General features: G+C 64.8%; 14 protein-coding genes and 2 pseudogenes. 13 read left to right on the top strand and 3 right to left on the bottom strand.

Annotation, left to right across the window (positions count from 1 at the left end):
• Positions 1-12: 12 nt before the first annotated feature.
• The 9 genes and pseudogenes from araH to C7401_RS46325 form a co-directional block, all read left to right on the top strand.
• Positions 13-1,041, top strand: a complete 1,029-nt coding sequence (gene araH / locus C7401_RS14045) for an L-arabinose ABC transporter permease AraH (RefSeq protein ID WP_112171985.1) — start codon at positions 13-15, stop codon at positions 1,039-1,041.
• A 69-nt stretch (positions 1,042-1,110) separates the two neighbouring features.
• Complete coding sequence (locus tag C7401_RS14040) at positions 1,111-1,911, top strand: SDR family NAD(P)-dependent oxidoreductase (protein ID WP_181565584.1); 801 nt, start codon at positions 1,111-1,113, stop codon at positions 1,909-1,911.
• On the top strand, positions 1,908-2,846 hold the full coding sequence (locus C7401_RS14035) for an SMP-30/gluconolactonase/LRE family protein (RefSeq protein WP_112171983.1): 939 nt from the start codon (positions 1,908-1,910) through the stop codon (positions 2,844-2,846). Before C7401_RS14040 ends, C7401_RS14035 begins: the two co-directional genes overlap by 4 nt.
• Before the next feature lie 410 nt (positions 2,847-3,256).
• The gene (locus tag C7401_RS14030; RefSeq protein ID WP_112172124.1) at positions 3,257-4,363 is read left to right on the top strand and encodes an aldose 1-epimerase; all 1,107 of its coding nucleotides are present in this window, start codon (positions 3,257-3,259) and stop codon (positions 4,361-4,363) included.
• 207 nt (positions 4,364-4,570) lie between these two features.
• Complete coding sequence (gene pyrF / locus C7401_RS14025; protein ID WP_112171982.1) at positions 4,571-5,386, top strand: orotidine-5'-phosphate decarboxylase; 816 nt, start codon at positions 4,571-4,573, stop codon at positions 5,384-5,386.
• A gap of 158 nt (positions 5,387-5,544) precedes the next feature.
• The gene (locus C7401_RS14020) at positions 5,545-5,973 is read left to right on the top strand and encodes a nuclear transport factor 2 family protein (protein WP_258397059.1); all 429 of its coding nucleotides are present in this window, start codon (positions 5,545-5,547) and stop codon (positions 5,971-5,973) included.
• Between the two features lie 815 nt (positions 5,974-6,788).
• Complete coding sequence (locus C7401_RS14015; protein ID WP_146757925.1) at positions 6,789-9,743, top strand: beta strand repeat-containing protein; 2,955 nt, start codon at positions 6,789-6,791, stop codon at positions 9,741-9,743.
• A gap of 68 nt (positions 9,744-9,811) precedes the next feature.
• Positions 9,812-9,889: pseudogene (locus C7401_RS46270) on the top strand (hypothetical protein); the annotation flags it as partial.
• Between the two features lie 57 nt (positions 9,890-9,946).
• A pseudogene (locus tag C7401_RS46325) lies at positions 9,947-10,315 on the top strand (hypothetical protein); the annotation flags it as partial.
• A 92-nt stretch (positions 10,316-10,407) separates the two neighbouring features.
• On the opposite strand, the gene C7401_RS46320 reads toward C7401_RS46325, so the two are convergent.
• Positions 10,408-10,608 (bottom strand): hypothetical protein, encoded by a 201-nt coding sequence (locus tag C7401_RS46320; RefSeq protein ID WP_258397057.1) that lies wholly within the window; start codon positions 10,606-10,608, stop codon positions 10,408-10,410.
• Between C7401_RS46320 and C7401_RS46315 the strand changes: the two genes are divergently transcribed.
• The 4 genes from C7401_RS46315 (at position 10,517) to C7401_RS13985 (ending at position 13,698) form a co-directional block, all read left to right on the top strand.
• Complete coding sequence (locus C7401_RS46315) at positions 10,517-11,158, top strand: hypothetical protein (protein WP_507763437.1); 642 nt, start codon at positions 10,517-10,519, stop codon at positions 11,156-11,158. The two genes, C7401_RS46320 and C7401_RS46315, sit on opposite strands and share 92 nt — an antisense overlap.
• A gap of 184 nt (positions 11,159-11,342) precedes the next feature.
• Entirely contained in the window at positions 11,343-11,645 is a 303-nt protein-coding gene (locus C7401_RS46260; RefSeq protein WP_444980874.1) for a YadA C-terminal domain-containing protein, read from the top strand.
• Between the two features lie 51 nt (positions 11,646-11,696).
• On the top strand, positions 11,697-12,620 hold the full coding sequence (locus C7401_RS13990) for an OmpA family protein (RefSeq protein WP_181565582.1): 924 nt from the start codon (positions 11,697-11,699) through the stop codon (positions 12,618-12,620).
• 274 nt (positions 12,621-12,894) lie between these two features.
• Entirely contained in the window at positions 12,895-13,698 is an 804-nt protein-coding gene (locus C7401_RS13985) for a glycosyltransferase family 2 protein (RefSeq protein ID WP_112171978.1), read from the top strand.
• 43 nt (positions 13,699-13,741) lie between these two features.
• Here the strand turns inward: C7401_RS13985 and C7401_RS13980 are convergent, their stop codons facing one another.
• Complete coding sequence (locus C7401_RS13980) at positions 13,742-14,278, bottom strand: cupin domain-containing protein (RefSeq protein ID WP_112171977.1); 537 nt, start codon at positions 14,276-14,278, stop codon at positions 13,742-13,744.
• A gap of 79 nt (positions 14,279-14,357) precedes the next feature.
• Positions 14,358-14,858 carry a CinA family protein gene (locus C7401_RS13975; protein ID WP_112171976.1) on the bottom strand — a complete coding sequence of 167 codons (501 nt, stop codon included), beginning with the start codon at positions 14,856-14,858 and terminating at the stop codon, positions 14,358-14,360.

Here is a 14,858-nt window from a genome sequence, read left to right as displayed (position 1 = left end):
GGAGTGACTGAAATGCAAGCAAGAGAAAACCTGGCGGCCGAGTCTGCCAACAGCGCCGCGAAAAGCGTTGCCGACGCGCTGATTCCAAGCCCCACCGACAAGCAGAAGTGGTGGCAGCAAATCACCGAGTACAGCCTGATCGTGATTTTCGCGGTCATGTTCATCGTGATGTCGCTGACCGTCGATCACTTCTTCTCGATCGAGAACATGCTCGGCCTCGCGCTGTCGGTCTCGCAGATCGGCATGGTGGCCTGCACGATGATGTTCTGTCTCGCCTCGCGCGACTTCGACCTTTCCGTGGGCTCGACAGTCGCGTTCGCGGGCGTGCTCTGCGCGATGGTGCTCAACGCGACCGGCAACACGTTCATCGCCATCGTCGCGGCGGTGGCGGCGGGCGCGGCGATCGGCTTCGTGAACGGCGCGGTGATCGCGTACCTGCGCATCAACGCGCTGATCACCACGCTCGCCACGATGGAAATCGTGCGGGGCCTCGGCTTCATCGTCTCGCATGGCCAGGCCGTGGGTGTGTCGTCGGACACGTTCATCGCCATGGGCACGGCATCGTTCTTCGGCGTGCAACTGCCGATCTGGGTCACGCTCGTGTGCTTCATCGCGTTTGGCGTGATGCTCAATCAAACCGTGTACGGGCGCAACACGCTCGCGATCGGCGGCAATCCGGAGGCGTCGCGTCTCGCCGGTATCAAGGTCGAGCGCACGCGTGTCTGGATCTTCCTGATCCAGGGCGCGGTCACGGCGCTCGCGGGCGTGATTCTCGCCTCGCGCATCACCTCGGGACAGCCGAACGCGGCCGAAGGCTTCGAGCTGAACGTGATCTCGGCGTGCGTGCTGGGCGGCGTGTCGCTGCTGGGCGGGCGCGCGACGATCTCGGGCGTGGTGATCGGCGTGCTGATCATGGGGACGGTCGAGAACGTCATGAACCTGATGAACATCGACGCGTTCTATCAGTACCTCGTGCGCGGCGCGATCCTGCTCGCGGCGGTGCTGCTCGACCAGTTGAAGAACCGCGGCGCGCGCGATTGAATTTGCCGACGGTCACACAAGGAATCCAGAACGATGTCGCTCAACGCAAATTCGCCCGCGAATTCACCCGTGAATTCACCCGCTAATGCGCTCACGCGCCACGCGCACGAAAACTACGCGCGTTATCCGAGCCTGGCCGACCGCGTGGTGCTCGTCACGGGCGGCGCGACCGGCATCGGCGCGTCGTTCGTCGAGCACTTCGCGGCGCAGGGCGCCCGCGTGGCGTTCTTCGATATCGACACGAGCGCGGGACAGGCGCTCGCCGACGAACTCGGCGACTCGCGCCACAAGCCGCTGTTCGCCAATGTCGATCTCGCCGATATCCCGGCCCTGCGCGCCGCCATCGCCGACGTGAAGGCGGCGCTCGGGCCGATCCAGGTGCTCGTGAACAACGCCGCGAACGACAAACGGCACACGCTGGCGGAAGTGACGCCCGAATCGTTCGATGCGGGCGTCGCCGTGAACTTGCGCCATCAACTCTTCGCGGCGCAGGCCGTGGCGGAAGACATGAAGGAGGCGCGCGCGGGCTCGATCGTCAATCTGGGTTCGATTAGCTGGATGCTCAAGCAGGCCGAGATGCCCGTCTATACGATGAGCAAGTCGGCGGTGCAGGGCCTCACGCGCGGCCTCGCGAAGGACCTCGGGCGGTACGGCATTCGTGTGAATTCGCTCGTGCCCGGCTGGGTGATGACGGACAAGCAACGCCGCCTGTGGCTCACCGACGAAGGCCGCGAGAGCATCAGGCGGGGCCAGTGCATCGACGCCGAACTGTTGCCCGCGGACCTCGCGCGCATGGCGCTATTCCTCGCCGCCGACGACAGCCGGATGATCACCGCGCAGGACATCGTGGTGGATGGAGGCTGGGCATGAGCGCAAACGAAAACGCAAACGCTGGCGCCGGCGGCGACGCACTGGACGACCCGGTAGCCGAACTGCTCGTTCACGCGAAATGCGAACTGGGCGAAGGCGCGACCTGGTGCGCGCGCAGCGGGCGGCTGTACTGGGTCGACATCTCGGGCAAGCGCCTGCAACGCTACGACGTGCGCGAAGGCAAGCATCTCACGTGGGACATGCCCGAGCGCCTCGCGTGCTTCGCGCTGTGCGAGGACGAGCGCACGCTGCTGCTGGGCCTTGCCTCACAGCTTGCGTTCTTCGATCTGGAAACGGGCGCGATCGAGACCATCGTCGAAGTCGAACCCGGCGTGCCCACGCGCCTGAACGACGGGCGCTGCGACCGCCAGGGCCGCTTCGTGTTCGGCACCAAATACGAGGCGACGCCCCGGGAGGCGATCGGTGGCTTCTATCGTCTGAACCATGACCTCACGCTCGAGCGGCTGCCGCTGCCCGCGCCCGCCATCTCGAACAGCATTGCATTCAGCCCCGACGGCGCGACGATGTATTACTGCGATTCGCCCACGCGCGAGATTCGCGCCTGCGATTACGGCGCGGACGGCACGATTGCAAACGAACGTACGTTCGTGAAGCTCGGCGACGCCTCCGGCGTGCCAGACGGCTCCACCGTCGATGCCGAAGGCGGCCTCTGGAACGCGCAATGGGGCGGCGAGCGAGTGGTGCGTTACGGTGTGGATGGCGTGGAAACCGAGCGAGTAAAGATTCCCACAGCGCAGCCAAGCTGCGTTACGCTCGGCGGTGCGCTTCTGGACACGCTTTATGTCACGAGCGCGCGCGAGGAGATGGAGGAGGAAACACTCGCGCGCGAGCCGCACGCAGGCGGCGTGTTCTCGGTTCGAATCGGCCGCCAGGGCCTTGAAGAACCGCGGTTTCAGGGGCGCCGGCGTGCTTGAGGCGGGCTGTATCAAGCACTGCCCGCAAGCGCACCCGCATCGATTCGGGCAGCGGCCCGCGCGCGCCGCACCGAAGCAAGCTGTAAGCCTCAACCCCGCGCGCACACCGCAAACAGACGGATAGTCGTTGTTCTTCGGCAACAGATGCAGTCGATCGGAAACACGCAGTCGGCCGTACCTGCAAGACCAGAAGGTGAAGGGCAAGCACAAGAAGCGGCCGCCGGACCCTGCGAGAGTGAGCGCACGGCATCGGCAGGCCACCGGTGAGCCGTCGTTCGCGGCGGCAATCAAACATGCCTCTCGAGGAGCAGCTTATGAGCGTCGCGAATTCCGCTGTGCGTCAACCCGACCGTTCCACCGCGAGTCCCCGTGCGTCGGCCGCGGCGTCGAACGCCGCCGCTTCATCGCCAATGCCCACTTCCCCCACCTCGACGGCTTCGCCTGCCTCGCCCGCAGCCGCGCGCCGCGCACGGCTGGAAGCCACCACCCATCCCGTTCTGCCGGGGCCCAGCACCTCGGCGGTCGCCATCGGCGCGGCCGGCACGAGCGACGTGGCCTGCGTGACGCTGGCCAACGCGTATCTGCGGCTCGACGTTGCGCCGCAACTGGGCGGCGGGATCACGCGCTTCGACTGGCGCAGCGAAGGCGCGCTCGAACCCGTGTTCCGCCGCTGCGAACGCGTGAGCGCGCGCATGGACCCGAACGAGCTGGCGTGCTACCCGCTGCTGCCGTATTCGAACCGTATCGGCGAAGGGCGCTTTCACTTTGGCGGCCGCGATGTCGAAGTCCCGCGCAATCGCGCAAGCGAGCCGCTGCCGATTCACGGTGACGGCTGGCTCGCGCCCTGGAGCGTCGCCAGCGCCGATCGCGAGAACGTGACGCTCGTGCTCGACCGCAGCACGGGCGAGCCCTATTCGTACCGCGCGACGCTCACCTATGCGCTCGACGGCGCCACGCTCGGCATCGCGCTGGAAGTGGAAAACACGGGGCGCGACGCACTGCCGTTCGGTCTCGGCGTGCATCCGTTCCTCGCGCGCGACGCGAGCACCGAGCTTTCCGCGCCCGCAAGCGGCCTCTGGCTCTCCGGCGACGACTGGCTGCCGGTGCGCCACGTGCCCGCGCCGCCCGCCTGGCAGTTCGGCGTCGCCTATCCGCTGCCTGAGCAGCTCGTGAATCACGCCTTCAGCGGCTGGAGCGGGCGCGCGGCCGTAGTGTGGGAGCGCCGCCGGCTTTCGCTGTCGATCTGCGCCAACACCGACTATTACGTGCTCTACACGCCGCCCGGCGCGGACTTCTTCTGCTTCGAGCCGGTCGACCATCCGATCAACGCCGTGAACCTGCACGGCGGCGCCGACGCCAACGGCATGACTGTGCTCGCCCAAGGCGAGCGGCTCGTGCGGCGCTTTTCCTTCACCGTGGAGCGCATGGACATGCGCGCGATGGCGAGCCCCCATCGCGCCGGCGCACGGGGCCGGGCGGGCGGTCGGGGCGGCAAGGGCACGCGCGGGCGCGGCTGAGAACGGCCTGCCCGGCGCGGCGCTCGCGCCGGAGCACGGCCGTCTGATTCGTCTAACGATAATGCGCCGCGCCGCCGGGCAAACCGGCGGCGCGGCGGCCATTCGGCTTGCAAGAGCGCGCCGATGGCGGCCGCCCGGAGCGCCGCCCGCCAAGCCGGGTAAAATACGCGCCGTTTTCCCTTCACCGGCTCGCCGCGAGCAAACACCATGACTTCCTTTACCCAGACCCTCGGCGCTGCCTGGCAGCGCACCGGCTCGCTGCTGTGCGTGGGCCTCGACCCCGAGCCGACGAAATTCCCGGCCGCACTCAACGGCCGCAGCGACGCGATCTTCGAGTTCTGCCGCGACATCGTCGACGCCACGGCGCCCTACGCGTGCTCGTTCAAACCGCAAATCGCGTACTTCGCCGCGCATCGCGCCGAAGACCAGCTCGAAGCGCTGATCGCGCACGTCCACGAGAAGCATCCCGGCCTGCCCGTGATCCTCGACGCCAAGCGCGGCGACATCGGCAGCACGGCCGAGCAGTACGCACGCGAAGCGTTCGAGCGCTTCAAGGCCGACGCGGTGACGGTCAATCCCTATATGGGCTTCGATTCGATCGAGCCGTGGCTCGAACACAAGGGCAAAGGGGTGATCGTGCTGTGCCGCACCTCGAACCCCGGCGGCTCCGACCTGCAATTCCTGACGGTGGATGGCAAGCCGCTCTATCAGATCGTCGCGGGCCTCGCCGCGCAGAAGTGGAACGCGAGCGGTGAACTGGGCCTCGTGGTGGGCGCAACCTTCCCGAAGGAAATCGAGACGGTTCGCGCGATCGTGGGCGACATGCCCCTGCTGATTCCCGGCATCGGCGCCCAGGGCGGCGATGTGGAATCCACCGTGAAGGCCGGCCGCACGGCCAACGGCACGGGCATGCTCATCAACTCGTCGCGCGCGATCATCTACGCGAGCAAGGGCGAGGATTACGCGCAGGCGGCTGCAACGGCCGCGATGGCCACGCGCGACAAGATCAACGCGTACCGTTGAGTGTGTTTCGAAGAAGTCCTATTCGATCGAGCGGTTTTAGTGATTAGCATCAATGGAGTGGGCTGACTCAGACGATTTACGCGCGGCGCGACGTGTTGCGCTGCGATCCGTTTGATAGGCTCACGCCCCCGCTCGAAATGGTTTTCAGGACTTTGACGATGATGAAACGCACGCTTATGAAGCTGTGCGCCGCGCTCCTGCTCGCAGGAGCCAGCGTCGCACACGCCACGCCGCAGGCCGATCAGGCGGCATTGCTACAGCTCGAGCAAAGCTGGGTGGATGCCGCGCCTACGCATGACCGGACGGTGCTCGATCAACTGCTCGACGACTCCTACATCGAGACGACGCCCAGTGGCGTTCGACGGACCAAGGCTGACGTCATGAACGCTCCGCCGCCGCCAGCCGGCGCTACGCAGACGCTGCGCGACATGCAGGTGAGTCTGAATGGCGATACGGCCGTCGTGCAGGGCATCAATCGCTATCAACCTCCGCAATCGACGCAGTACATGGACTTCACGTTTACCGACGTGTTTGTCCGGCACGATGGCCGTTGGCGAGTCATCTCGTCACAGTCGACGCGCCGCTGAACGCTGAAGCACCGGTCGCCTGCCCGGCCGGTGACGCCTACGCTGGCGCCTCGCTTGTCACCGCGTGTCTCACCGCTTGCTCTTCTGATTCTGAATTGGCGCGCGACGCGCCGCTTCCCGCATCCTGCGGTCGCATTCTCCAGCCACAAGATGATTGGCGCGGCATGGTCCATCGCGGGCGCCGCGATTTAAGTCGATCGTCAAATGAATTTAAGAAAGATCGATGTCTGGCCTGGATGATTGTTAGGAAATCTTAGATATTCATTTGAAAAATAAGAATCGGCTTATGTAAGAAACGCCGACGTCATTCTATTCTTACCTGCCAGCTACAGTCGGCTTCCCCTGCGTCGAAGCGCGTGCTCACAAAGGGGCTCCGTGCGACCCGCCGCGATCCGCAGTTCATGAGAGTTAGGCGGTAGCTGCGATTCGCCGCGTCGAAGGTTTGCGGCGCGTCCTGATGATCGGTATGCCGATGACCTGACTCGACCTGGTCCGCCGCTCATTCTTTTTGAACGCGTACGAGAACCGGATGAACAGCGGTTGGCGATCACTCTCGCATTTATCCGATATTTTTCCGGGCAGGTTTCCGTAACACTGTTTATGAAACATCGCGGTTTGAACGGGTAAGCGCCCGCCATGGCGCCAGTTGGTAAAGGCGACTACATAAGAAATCCTGGTTGAAAAGATAGGATTGCAAAATAAATTGGTAAATCTCCTGTCAGTGAAAACGGGCGGGTGCGGCGGAAATTCTGGTTGATCGGCGCGCTGATGCTGCGCTCAGGCCGGTTGAATATTTATATTTCGAAGGATTGAAAGTGAACAAGACCTATCGCTCTGTCTGGAACGAGTCCACGGGAACTTGGGTCGCGGCGGACGAAAACACCAGAGCGCGTGGAAAGAAGGCGCAAGCCAGCACCGTGGTCCTGGCGGCCGGTGTTGTTCTCGCCGGTTACTCCGCAGTTGGCTTTGCGGGCACGCTTGATGGCGGCTATCTCGACCCCAACAATGGCATGCTCAACGGCTATGCTGTTGCCTATGGCCAAGGGTCGGTTGCCAACACGTCGTTTACGACTTTGGAGTCGACGGCGATCGGTGGTAATGCGACTGCGGGGGCGAATGGTTCGATCGCAGTCGGCTACAGCAGCAGTGTCATTGCGGGTGGTGTTCCCGGGTCGATGTCGGTTGCGCAGCCGGCCGGCGTGGCGGTCGGCACCAAGGCCGTCAGTAATGGCGCACAGGCATTGGCCCTGGGCTATGGCGCCAACGCGCTGCACGACTATTCGGTCGTCTTGGGGGCGCAAAGCGTCACAAACGCAAACGGTGCGGAAGTGTTCGGTACGGCCGCCACCGCGGGGGGAACCAACTCGCTGGCCATTGGCTATGCCGGCGTTGCCTCGGCCACCAACTCCGTCGCGCTGGGCGCCGGTGCGACGGCGGACAGGGCGAACGCGGTGTCGGTGGGCACTGCCACCACGCAGAACCAGATCATCAATGTGGCGAACGGTATCCTGAGCGCCACGAGCACGGATGTCGTGAACGGCTCGCAGCTCTATGCATTGGCCAATTCGGAAGCGAATGCGTTCGGCGCCGGTTCCACAGTGAACAGCAACGGCTCGATTTCCAGTCCTCAGTATGTCCAGAACGGCGCTACGTTCACTGACGTAGGCAGCGCGCTGAACAATATCGCCAATGGCGGCGGTATCGAGTATTTCCACACGAACTCCACGCTGGGCGATTCGTCGGCCAAGGGCACGAACAGCACGGCAATCGGACCGGTGGCGACTGCGGCCGGTACGAACGCGATCGCCATCGGCAACGGTGCTTACGTGGCTTCGACCGTGAACAACTCGGTCGCGCTCGGTAATGGCGCAACGGTTTCCGCCGCGGCGACCCCGACGGCAAGCGTCACGATCAGCGGCAAGTCCTATACGGTTGCAGGCGCATCGCCCACGGGCGTGGTGAGCGTGGGCGCGGCCAACGCGGAGCGCCAGATCACGAATGTGGCGGCAGGAAACGTGAACGCGTCGAGCACCGACGCGGTGAACGGATCCCAGTTGTTCGCAACGGATTCGCAGGTCACGCAGAATTCGACGAATATCTCGAACCTGCAAGGCTCGGTGACGACCATCCAGGCGCAATTGCCTAATGTCGTGCTGTACGACTCGTCGGCGCACAACAAGGTGACGCTGGGCGGCACGGGCGCGAGCGCGGCGGTGAAGCTGACGAACGTGGCGGCGGCCGACGTCAGCGCGTCGAGCACGGACGCGGTTAACGGTTCGCAGCTCTATGCGACGAATACGAACATCTCGAATATTTCCGGCGATGTGACGAACATCGGCGGCCAGCTCACGAGCATCAACAGCCAGATCACGACGATCAACGGCCAGCTTGCCGATGTGGTGCTGTACGACTCGTCGGCGCACAACAAGGTGACGCTGGGCGGCACGGGCGCGAGCGCGGCCGTGAAGCTGGCGAACGTGGCGGCGGGCGACGTGAGCACGTCGAGCACGGACGCGATCAATGGCTCGCAGCTGTACGCGACGAATGCGGACGTGTCGAACCTCGCAGGCGACGTGACGAACCTCAATGGTCAGGTCACGACGATCAGCGGTCAGCTTGCCAATGCGGTGATGTACGACTCGTCGGCGCATTCCTCCGTGACGCTGGGCGGCACGGGCGCAAGCGCGGCGGTGAAGCTGACGAACGTTGCGGCGGGCGACGTGAGCACGTCGAGCACCGATGCGATCAATGGCTCGCAGCTTAACGCGACGAATGCGAGCGTCTCGAATCTCGCCGGCGATGTGACGAACCTTGCCGGCGATGTGACGAACCTCAACGGCCAGGTCACGACGATCAACGGTCAGCTTGCCAATGCGGTGATGTACGACTCGTCGGCGCATAGCTCGGTGACGCTGGGCGGCACGGGCGCGAGCGCGGCGGTGAAGCTGACGAACGTGGCGGCGGGCGACCTGAGCGCGTCGAGCACGGATGCGGTCAATGGCGCGCAACTGTACGCGACGAACCAGAGCGTGTCGAACCTGTCGGGCGATATCACGAGCATCAGCGGCCAGCTTGCCGATGCGGTGATGTATGACTCGTCGGCACATGCCTCGGTGACGCTGGGCGGCACGGGCGCAAGCACGGCCGTGAAGCTCACGAACGTGGCGGCGGGCGGCGTGAGCGCGTCGAGCACGGACGCGGTGAACGGCTCGCAACTGTACGCGACGAATGCGAACGTCTCGAACGTTGCCGGTAGCGTGACGAGCATCAACAGCCAGCTCACGACGATCAACGGCCAGCTTGCCGATGCGGTGCTGTACGACTCGTCGGCGCATGCGTCGGTGACGTTGGGCGGCACGGCTGCGAGCGCAGCGTTGAAGCTGACGAACGTGGCGGCAGGCGACCTGAGCGCGTCGAGCACGGACGCGGTGAACGGCTCGCAGCTGTACGCGACGAATACGAACATTTCGAATATCGCTGGCGATGTGACCAACCTTGGCGGTCAGGTCACGAGCATGAACAGCCAGATCACGACGATCAATGGCCAGCTTGCCGATGCGGTGATGTACGACTCGTCGGCGCACAGCACGGTGACGCTGGGTGGTTCGGGCGCGAGCGCAGCGGTGAAGCTGACGAACGTGGCGGCGGGCGACCTGAACGCATCGAGCACGGATGCGGTCAATGGTGCGCAGTTGTATGCGACGAACGAAAGCGTCTCGAACCTGGCGGGCAGATCACGACCATCAACGGTCAGCTTGCTGATGCGGTGATGTATGACTCGTCGGCGCATTCTTCGGTGACGCTGGGCGGTACGGGCGCAAGTTCGGCCGTGAAGCTGACGAACGTGGCAGCGGGCGTCCTGAGCGCATCGAGCACGGACGCGGTGAACGGCTCGCAGCTGTACGCAACGAACCAGGGCATCACGGATATCAACGGCCAGATCACGAGCATCAACGGCCAGCTTGCTGATGCGGTGATATACGACTCGTCGGCGCACGGCACAGTGACGCTGGGCGGTTCGGATGCCAGCTCGGCCGTGAAGCTGACGAACGTGGCGGCAGGCGATGTGAGCGCGTCGAGCACGGACGCGGTGAACGGCTCGCAGCTGTACGCGACGAACACGAATGTCTCGAACATTGCCGGCGATGTGACGAACATCAACGGCCAGATCACGTCGATCAACGGCCAGCTTGCCGATGCGGTGATGTATGACTCGTCGGCGCATGCCTCTGTGACGCTGGGTGGCACGGGCGCAAGCTCGACGGTGACGCTGACGAATGTGGCAGCGGGCGACGTGAGCGCGTCGAGCACGGATGCGGTGAACGGTTCGCAGCTGTATGCGACGAACACGAACGTGTCGAATATCGCTGGCGATGTAACGAGCATTGGCGGCCAGATCACAGACATCAACGGCCAGATCACGAGCATCAACGGTCAGCTTGCCGATGCGGTGATGTATGACTCGTCGGCGCACGACACGGTGACGCTGGGCGGCTCGGGCGCAAGCATGGCGGTGAAGCTGACGAACGTGGCGGCGGGCGACGTGAGCGCGTCGAGCACGGACGCGGTGAATGGTTCGCAGCTGTACGCGACGAACCAGAGCATCACGGACATCAACGGCCAGATCACGAGCATCAACGGTCAGCTTGCTGATGCAGTGATGTACGACTCGTCGGCGCACTCCTCAGTGACGCTGGGCGGTACGGATGCAAGCTCGACGGTGAAGCTGACGAACGTGGCGGCGGGTGGGCGGCTCGACGTTCAACAACGTTGGCGATGCGATCACGAACCTCTCGGGCAGCGTCACGCAGATGCAAGGTCAACTGGCGGACACCGTGAGCTACGACTCGTCGAGCCACACCAGCGTCACGCTGGGCGGCAGCGGGGCGACCAGTGCGGTGGCGATCCACAACGTCGCAGACGGTCAGGTCGACAGCGACGCCGTGAACCTCGGCCAGATGAATTCGGCGATCGCGACCGTGACCAATATCGCGGAAAACGCCACGAATCCGATGTTCGCGGCCGATGGCAACCGCGACACGGAAGCGGCGAGCGCAAGCGGCACGCATGCCACGGCTGCGGGTGCCAATGCCGCGGCAACGGGCACGCAGGCGACGGCGGTGGGCGCGAGCTCGCTGGCGAGCGGCGACCAGGCGACGGCGCTGGGCGCGAACGCCACGGCTAGTGCGGCCAATTCGGTGGCGCTGGGCGCGGGTTCGGTGGCCGATCGTGCCAACACGGTGTCGATGGGCTCGGCGGGCAACGAGCGCCAGGTGACCAACGTCGCGGCTGGCACGGCGGGGACCGACGCGGTCAACGTCAATCAGCTCAACGATGCGGTGGGCCAGGTCACGGATAACGTGAACACCATGGTTCAGCAGGGCGTGCAGCAGTCGAAGTCGTACACCGACCAGCAGATCGGCAAGGTGCGCGACCAGATGAACGGTGTCGGTGCGGCGGCCATGGCGGCCTCTTCGCTGATCCCGAATGCGCGCGCGGAAGGCAACTTCCAGATGTCGGTTGCGGCCGGTACGTATGGCGGTCAGGGCGCGCTCGCGCTCGGCGCCAACTACTACGTCGGGACCCGTCTGCTGCTCAACGCTCACGTCGCCCGCTCCACGGCGAGCGGCAGTGCCACCGGCGCGTCGGTCGGCGCAACCTTCGGGTTCTGATAGACCGTCGCTGACCCGCCGCGGGAAACCGCGGCGGGCATGGAGAAACTTATGAAAAAAACATTCCTGTGTGCGGCACTCGTTGCCGCGCTGGCGAGCGCATGCTCGTCTCCGGCACCTCGAGATCAGGTCCAGGCGATGCGCTCGGCGACGCAGCGCGTGGCCGATCCCTACCAGCGCGGTTTGGCCGAAGGCTGGCTCGACGTGGCGGTGCGTCAGGACAGCCATGTGGCGCTGGCCTCGAACGTGTACAACGACGCGGGCACCAAGGCGTACAACAACGCACGGCATTTCGTGGACGGCAGCGTGCCGTTCGATCCGATTTATCACGCGAAGTACATGCCGACGCGCGACGCATGGCAGAAGGCGCTGCTCGAACTCGATGCCGTGAATCAGCGCGCATCGGTATCGCCGTGTCGCGGCGAGGACGCGGGACGCCTGTCGGCGTTGACCGATGAGGCCTGGAAGGAACAGGAAGAGACGGTCGGCACGCGCTGGATACACGGCTGGGACGCGATCGAGAACGCACAGAAACTGGCGCAGCAGGTCGACGCCGAACTCGCGCGCTGTGCGCCGCCGACCGCCCCGTTGCCGCCGCCGCCAGGGCAAGCGCCGCTCGCGCTGTCCGCCGATGCGGTATTCGGCTTCGATAGCGCGGTGTTGACTGCGCAAGGCGGACGCCAGCTCGACCTGGTCGCGCAGCAGCTCAATGGCGCGAGCCGCAAGGTGCAGGCATTGACGATCACCGGCTACACCGACCGGTTCGGCCCTGACGCGCACAACCTCGATCTCTCGCTGCGGCGCGCACGGGCTGTCGCGCAGGGGCTGAAGCAGCGCGGCCTGGCGGCCGAGCGGGTCGACGTGAAGGGACTGGGTTCCGCGAACCCGGTGAAGATGTGTCCGGGCAGCCGGGCGACCTCCGAAGTCATTGCTTGCCTCGCGCCGAACCGTCGCGTGGAGATCACCGCCAAATAGGCGGCAAGCAGAAGAACACGCAGTAGGGTGCGTGGACCAGGCGGCGGCTGGCAGACCGCCTGGCGTGGTGGGGCGTTTGAGCGTGCCTTCGGGCACGCTTTTTTTGTGCGACTCGCGCCTTTGGGTGGAAGCGCTCGGCTTGAGCGCGTCGCAGTTCATGGGGTTCGCGGCTGGCTGATTGACTGCCGGCAGGGGAAGGATGGATATTTGTTATTCGCGCGGACGACGTTTGGAACGCACTTGAACCGGCGCTTCTCTCTTGCAGACTTTCGTTATGTCAATTTCCGTAATTGTTCCCTGCTTCAACGCCGGGCACACGCTCGCACGCGCGCTGGATAGCTGCCTGGCGCAGCCCGAAGCGACGCAAATTCTCGTCGTGGACGATGGCTCGCAGGACGCGTCAGCGACCGTTTGCGCCGCATACGCGCGCCAATATTCACGAATCGAGTTGTTGCGCATGCCGCAGAACGGCGGAGCCGCGCGTGCGCGCAACTGGGGGGCGCTGAATGCCGCGCATCCACTGCTGGCTTTCCTCGACGCCGACGACGAATACTTGCCGGGCGCGCTGCGTGACGCCGTCGAGTATCTGGCGAGGCACCCACGTGAGCCCTCCATCCGGCTGGACGTTGAATATTGCGGCTTTCCGGCTGATATCGTCGCGCATCCGGATTTCCGGAAAGTGGCGGATACGTTGAGCAATACGGTGCCCAGCAGCCTTGTCATCCGACGCTCGGCTTACGCCGCGCTAGGAGGATTTCCTGCCGACGAAGTATTTCGTCGCCTGGGCGGTGAGGATGGTGCGTTTTCGTTGGCACTGCTCATGATATTCGGCAATCCGCGTTTGCATGACCGCAAGCGAGTGCGCATGCACTATCACCCATCCATTCACGCTGAGCGCTTCTTTCGCGGCATGATGGGCATGCAGGCGGTTCCGGGCTCGACCGCCGCGCTAACCCTGGAAGCGTCACGCCGATTCGCTCAGCTTGCCTGTGCGTCGCTTCGCGAAATGCGCGAATTCAATGTCAGCAAGGATTTTGAGGCGCTGTGCGAAACGGCTGCCAAGGCCGCGAATCGCTGACGTCCCAATGGCGCCTCGCCCGGCTGTTGCCGGAGGCGTCCAGTCAGTTGCTTCTTCCTGCCGAAGCCGGCTTGCCGAACAATTCGATGATCGAGCGATGCAGTGGATATTTTTCGGCCAGCGCGGTCACATCGGCGATTTCGAACTCGCTGAATTCGAACCCCGGCGCCACGGTGCAGCCCACGAGCGCATAGGTGGACGGGTCGCAGCAGCGGGCCGCGAACCAGTGGCCCGCCGGCACCACGGCCTGGAATACCGTGCCCGGATGGTCGAGCGCATGGCCGAGCTTGCGCGTGGAGAGCACGCCGCGCTCGTCGATCGAATGGATTTCGATGGGGGAGCCCGCGTAGAAGTGCCAGAGCTCGTCGGAGCGGATGCGGTGCCACGCCGAATACGCGCCTTCCGCAAGCAGGAAGTAGATGGCCGTCGAGGCCGCGCGCGTGCCGTCTGCGTCGTTTGCGCCGTCACGGCGCACGAGCTTGTCGGCGCGATAGGTTTCGCTGTAGTAGCCGCCTTCGGGGTGCGGTTCGAGCCCGAAGCGGCGGATCAGTTCTTCGACTGCGTGGTTCGCGGTTGCCATGATGGCGGCCTCCTGTAGCCCGTGATAGCCGTTTATGACCGTTGGGTGACGGCGTCCGGCGGGAAGGCCGCCGGACGCGTCAGCGTTCCTGTTCGTCGATGAGCGCGAGCAGCCCGCGCAGCGCGTGCGCGGCGGCTTGCACGCGAATCTGTTCGCGGTCGCCCTTGAACACCAGCGTCTCGACGCTCGTATGCAGCCGGTTGCTCCAGCCGAACGACACCATGCCGACGGGTTTTTCCGGCGTGCCGCCGCCAGGCCCGGCGACGCCGGTGATGGCGAGCGAAACTTGTGCCCGGCTGTTGCTGAGCGCGCCTTCGGCCATGGCGCGCGCAACCGGCTCGCTCACCGCGCCGTGCTTTTCGATCAGTTCGGACGGCACGCCGATCATCTCGGACTTCGCCTGGTTCGAATAGGTGACGAAGCCGCGCTCGAACCAGCCGCTGCTACCCGAGATGTCGGTGATGGCGGTGGCGACCATGCCGCCGGTGCAGGACTCGGCGGTCGCGAGCATGAGACGCCCGTCGCGCAGCTTGTTGCCGACGCGGATGGCGAGTTGGTGAACGACGGAGTCGGTAGACAT

The sequence above is a fragment of the Paraburkholderia unamae genome (genome assembly GCF_003268775.1).
GTDB lineage: Bacteria > Pseudomonadota > Gammaproteobacteria > Burkholderiales > Burkholderiaceae > Paraburkholderia > Paraburkholderia unamae.
This window is presented reverse-complemented; position numbering and strand designations above follow the sequence as displayed.